This is a genomic window from Pirellulales bacterium (assembly GCA_035939775.1).
Lineage (GTDB): Bacteria > Planctomycetota > Planctomycetia > Pirellulales > DATAWG01 > DASZFO01.
The window spans coordinates 1-4,433 of the sequence record DASZFO010000191.1; the positions used below are offsets into that span (position 1 = coordinate 1).

The window sequence follows — 4,433 nt, forward strand, 5'->3', positions numbered from 1 at the left end:
CGAGAGCTTCCGCTTCTACGACGAAACGCTTCGCGGCGTGAAGCAGATGCAGCCGCGCTGGAAGCGGGCCATCGGCGCTATCGACTCGCGAATCGGCGAAGCGCTCGGGCAGCTTTACGTCGAGAAGTATTTCCCGCCTGACGCCAAGCGCCGGATGGATGAGTTGGTGAAGAACATCATGGCCGCCTATCGCGAGCGGATCGAGCGGCTCGACTGGATGGGCCCCGAAACTAAGAAACAAGCCCTCGCCAAGCTATCCACCGTCATGCCGAAAATCGGCTATCCCGATAAATGGCGCGACTACTCGACGCTCCAAATCGGCACGGACTCCTACGCCGCGAACGTGCTGCGGGCCGAAGCGTTCGATTGGCAGTATCGCGTCGCCAAGCTCGGCAAGCCGGTCGATCGGCTCGAGTGGGGCATGACGCCGCCGACGGTCAACGCCTATTACAACCCGTCGCTCAACGAGATCGTCTTTCCGGCCGGCATCCTTCAGCCGCCGTTCTTCGATCCGACGGCCGACGACGCGGTGAACTACGGCGCGATCGGGGCGGTGATCGGCCATGAGATCACTCACGGTTTCGACGATCAAGGGAGCCGCTCCGACGCGGAAGGGAACCTCCGAAATTGGTGGACCACCGACGACCGCGCCCGCTTCACGGCAAAGACCGACAAGCTGGTCGAGCAATACGAGGCCTGCACGCTGCTCGGCGACCTGCATGTGAACGGCCGCTTGACGCTCGGTGAGAACCTGGCCGATTTGGGAGGCGTGACGATCGCTTATGCCGCCTATCAGCGCTCGCTCGGCGGCAAGGAAGCGCCGGTGATCGATGGCCTCACCGGGCCGCAGCGGTTCTTCATCGGCTTCGCGCAGGTTTGGCGCGGCGCGACGCGCGACGCCCAGCAGCGGGTCATGCTGCGGACGGACCCTCACTCCCCCGTGCAATTCCGCGCTCTCGTTCCGCTCTCGAACGTCCAGGCCTTCTACGACGCCTTCGCGATCAAACCGGGCGAGGCCATGTATCGCACGCCGGAGAAGCGAGTGCAAGTGTGGTAGCTGATCGGCGGCTATTTGGAAGAATACGTGACGCTCCTGTTGATTCTCGAATGCCGATGGACCATGCTCAGGTGCTAATCGACCAAGGATTTATCTGCGGTGACCCTTCTTAACAAACATCTTTCGGTTTAACCGAATTGCCATTTGCTGGAATGGCCGTCATGTCCTTCCTATCTCCCCGCCACCGCTTCCAATTCAGCCTGCGGACGCTGCTGATCGCGGTCACGCTGTTGGCCGTGCTGTGCGGCTACGTCGCCCATGAGGCCAAGATTGTGGCGACTAGAACGGCGTGGCTCGTTGCGCGCCCGGCGTTATCTGATTTCCCCAGCTTCTCTCACATAATCATAGTTTTGGCACCGTGTGACAAGAACAGGTCTCCATCGTTTTTGCGACGATGGTTTGGAGATGAAAGACAGGAAGCAATCGAGATCCTGGGGAGGAGTTCCGCCGCCGAGGTGAAACAGATAACCGCCCTCTTTCCGGAAGCCACCGTGTTCAAGGATGATCGCCGGCACTGAGACCAGCCTGATCATGCACACAGGATTCACCCACTACCTTCGGCGGTCGATGATTGACCGACCTCCGGCGAGATGGGATGATGATAGACGTTGCTCGGTCTGACATTCGTGCTGCATCGGTGTTTTGCCATGCCCCTGTCAATAGAAGTCGATCGAGAGGATGATGGTCGATGGCTGGTGGAGGTTCCGGAACTGCCGGGCGTCATGGCCTACGGCGCAACGCGCGAGGAAGCCATCGCCCACGCGCAGGCATTGGCTTTGCGAGTCATCGCCGACCGGCTGGATCATGGCGAAGCTGTGCCTGAGTTGGACCGCGTCTTTTCGGAGGTCGCATGAGCCGTTGGCGGGCCGTGAAGGCTCGGCGCCTGCTCGCGGCTCTCTTTCGGATGGGCTGGACTGTCAAACGCGAGGGTTCCGGTTCGCATCGCGTGCTTGCCCGGCCGGGATCGCCCGACTTCGTTTTCGCCTTTCATGACGGCGCCGAGATCGGCCCTCGGATGTTGGCGCGAATTGCCAAACGCACCGGTCTGCAGCCCGACGATCTTTAGGCGACGCGGACATCAAGCCGTGTGGCTGCTCCACTGCGGGTCGAATTGCCGCAGGGCGATTTGGCCTGACATAGTTTGGATGAATTCCAGAGCGTCGGGGCCGGGCTCGAGGTGGGTCTCTTTGCCGAATATCTTGAGCCACGACAACCAACTCTGCGCGCCGACGGTCAGGGCCTTGAACTCGGTGAACAGGGCCATCAAGAACGACTTGCGGAATAGCGACCGCTGGACGCTGAACTGGGCGGCGGTGATATCGGAGAGGTAGAGCGATTTGACGAAGTGATAGTTCACGGCCTCGTGGCTATTGTATTCGTAGTAGATCATCCGCTTGTTCGTGAGAGTCGCATAGCCGTAGCTGACTCGCGGCTTGCGGAGGAAATAGTAGAGAAACAGGAGAATTGCCGGCAGCAACGACAGGACGAAAAAGATTATTCCAATGGATTTCTCCTCCGCAGTCGTCAGCACGACCAGTCCTGCGCCGCCAAACCACAGGAGCGCCACGAGAATCAGCGCGATCGCCGAGGCCCGAAACCGCTTGAGCGACGAGTGGGTGATGAAGAATTCCCGCTCGAATGTTTCCTGCGGGTCGAACTGGATGAACGAGGAAATTCGACTCATGGGGATCCTCATTTGATATGGAATTGCGAGTGCTCGCCTCCCTCTCCTTTTGGGAGAGGGCCGGGGTGAGGGTGAAGCAATGCCAGTCGCCGCTTCCCCTCACCCTAACCCTCTCCCAAAGGGAGAGGGGACCGCGTCACAATGGTCTCCGACTCAGAACTAATGGCCTCCAATTCAGATCAATAGTTGACGCTCGACGTGGCCGCGACGCCGGTGTTCTGACGGATGCGGCTGTAGAGCACTGGCAACAGGGTGAAAGCGTCCTTTCCCATCGTGTCGCGAATCAGCACTTTGTCGAGCCATTTGCCGAGGATCGGCAGCCGGGCGACGACCGAGGCCGTGTTGCCCGCCTCGATCGCGATCCCGTCGCGAAAGCGGGTGTGGATCAGGATGCGGAGCCGCTTCTTGCCGAACGCTCCTTCGGAATAAAACGTGTGCACGCCGAGGATGTCCGCCAGATTGGCCGTCCGCAAATCGAACAAGCTCCGGAACCGGTTCTGGCCGAAGGCGAAATAGAGCAACCGCCAGTTCGTGAGATAAATAAATCCTTGGATTTTCGGCCGTGTGAAGAGCGGCCAACCGAAGAGCATGAGCGGGACCGCCACCTCGATGAGTTGAATCGTCCCAAAGAGCCAGCCATAGCGGCGCGGGCGGGGGAAGTCTTGTTGTTCAGCAGGCGGCTCCGGTCGGTCGGCCGCGTTCTGGTCCGGTTCAGGGGCCTTCGTCTCGGTCCCAGGACCCGGCTGATCGCCGCCAGGCAGCGTTATGTCTTTCGCCGGACTGATCTCATCGCGCTTCATTGCCGAATCGCGCTCTTCATAAGTCGCCTTTTGTCGCCACTCCATTTCATCGTCGAAATCGTAGGCCGGAAGCCGAATCATCATGAACAGAAAATGGAACGCGAGACGAATCACGAAAAAGACGATCACGCCAAGCACAACCGCCGCCACGACCTCGCCCGCGGTGGGCGTGCCGCGGTCGTTGACGACCTCCCAGTTGTCGATCACGGTCTCCTTCGGAGAGAGCTTGACGTAGCTGCTGATTTCACTCATCGAATGCGTCTCCGCTTAGTGCCTATCCAAGAACCGCCTGGGCAAAGGGGACAGTCCCCGTTTTGCTCCGCCGACTGCGCAAAAGGGGGACAGTCCCCGGCGGTTCTCGGATAGGCTCTTAATGTCCATGGGCAAGATTCAAGGCCAGCACTTTGGCGTCCAACTCGCCGCACAGTGCCACGGCGTCGCGGCCGGGATCGAATTCGCTTCTGCGAATGTTCACCGCCCCGATTTCGACGTTGTGGCAGGTTCGCGTCGTGATGCCGAGGTAAAACGTCCGCTTCTCCTTGAGCAGCAACAGGCCGAAGAGCTTCTTCAGCCCGCGCTGGGCATACAACTGGAAGCCGCAAATGTCGTCGAGGCTGAAGTGGCAGACCGCCTGCTCGCGGGCAAAAATCCCTTCGGTCAGCTCGAGCACGATCACCCGCTGATTCGTCAGGTACAGGAACGTGTGGCCGCGCAAGCGAAAGACAAAAAACACAGCCGCGATGATGACGACGATCACTAGAAACCCCACTCCGAACGCCGCGAAAATCGGGGACGCTTCCCCGCTAAACGAGAAGACGATAGCCACAACCGCCGGGATCAACGCGATGGTCATGGCGAGCCACGGGAATTTTGGCCGCCGCACGCGGATCTG

At 59.9% G+C, this 4,433-nt stretch carries 7 protein-coding genes; 4 read left to right on the forward strand and 3 right to left on the reverse strand.

Annotated elements, in window-relative coordinates; all coding sequences use genetic code 11:
* From VGY55_12310 to VGY55_12325, 4 genes are all read left to right on the forward strand, one after another.
* Positions 1-1,057: M13 family metallopeptidase (locus VGY55_12310; protein ID HEV2970745.1), on the forward strand; the 1,057-nt coding region annotated here is incomplete at its 5' end.
* Between the two features lie 161 nt (positions 1,058-1,218).
* Positions 1,219-1,575 carry a hypothetical protein gene (locus VGY55_12315; protein HEV2970746.1) on the forward strand — a complete coding sequence of 119 codons (357 nt, stop codon included), beginning with the start codon at positions 1,219-1,221 and terminating at the stop codon, positions 1,573-1,575.
* Between the two features lie 90 nt (positions 1,576-1,665).
* Positions 1,666-1,911: a type II toxin-antitoxin system HicB family antitoxin gene (locus VGY55_12320; GenBank protein ID HEV2970747.1), complete on the forward strand. Its 246-nt coding sequence runs from the start codon at positions 1,666-1,668 to the stop codon at positions 1,909-1,911.
* Positions 1,908-2,123, forward strand: coding sequence for a type II toxin-antitoxin system HicA family toxin (locus tag VGY55_12325; GenBank protein HEV2970748.1), 216 nt, complete (start codon positions 1,908-1,910; stop codon positions 2,121-2,123). Before VGY55_12320 ends, VGY55_12325 begins: the two co-directional genes overlap by 4 nt.
* Positions 2,124-2,135: 12 nt before the next feature.
* Here the strand turns inward: VGY55_12325 and VGY55_12330 are convergent, their stop codons facing one another.
* From VGY55_12330 to VGY55_12340, 3 genes are all read right to left on the reverse strand, one after another.
* The gene (locus VGY55_12330; protein ID HEV2970749.1) at positions 2,136-2,741 is read right to left on the reverse strand and encodes a hypothetical protein; all 606 of its coding nucleotides are present in this window, start codon (positions 2,739-2,741) and stop codon (positions 2,136-2,138) included.
* Between the two features lie 179 nt (positions 2,742-2,920).
* A complete protein-coding gene (locus tag VGY55_12335; GenBank protein HEV2970750.1) occupies positions 2,921-3,793 on the reverse strand; it encodes a hypothetical protein in 873 nt (290 codons plus the stop codon).
* A 118-nt stretch (positions 3,794-3,911) separates the two neighbouring features.
* The coding region (locus tag VGY55_12340; protein HEV2970751.1) for a hypothetical protein at positions 3,912-4,433 on the reverse strand (522 nt) is incomplete at its 5' end.

Excerpts from the sequence above, each read along its gene's own strand:
- VGY55_12315 (HEV2970746.1), top strand. The coding sequence starts at position 1,219 with ATGTCCTTCCTATCTCCCCGCCACCGCTTCCAATTCAGCCTGCGGACG.
- VGY55_12325 (HEV2970748.1), top strand. The coding sequence starts at position 1,908 with ATGAGCCGTTGGCGGGCCGTGAAGGCTCGGCGCCTGCTCGCGGCTCTC.
- VGY55_12330 (HEV2970749.1), bottom strand. The coding sequence starts at position 2,741 with ATGAGTCGAATTTCCTCGTTCATCCAGTTCGACCCGCAGGAAACATTC.
- VGY55_12335 (HEV2970750.1), bottom strand. The coding sequence starts at position 3,793 with ATGAGTGAAATCAGCAGCTACGTCAAGCTCTCTCCGAAGGAGACCGTG.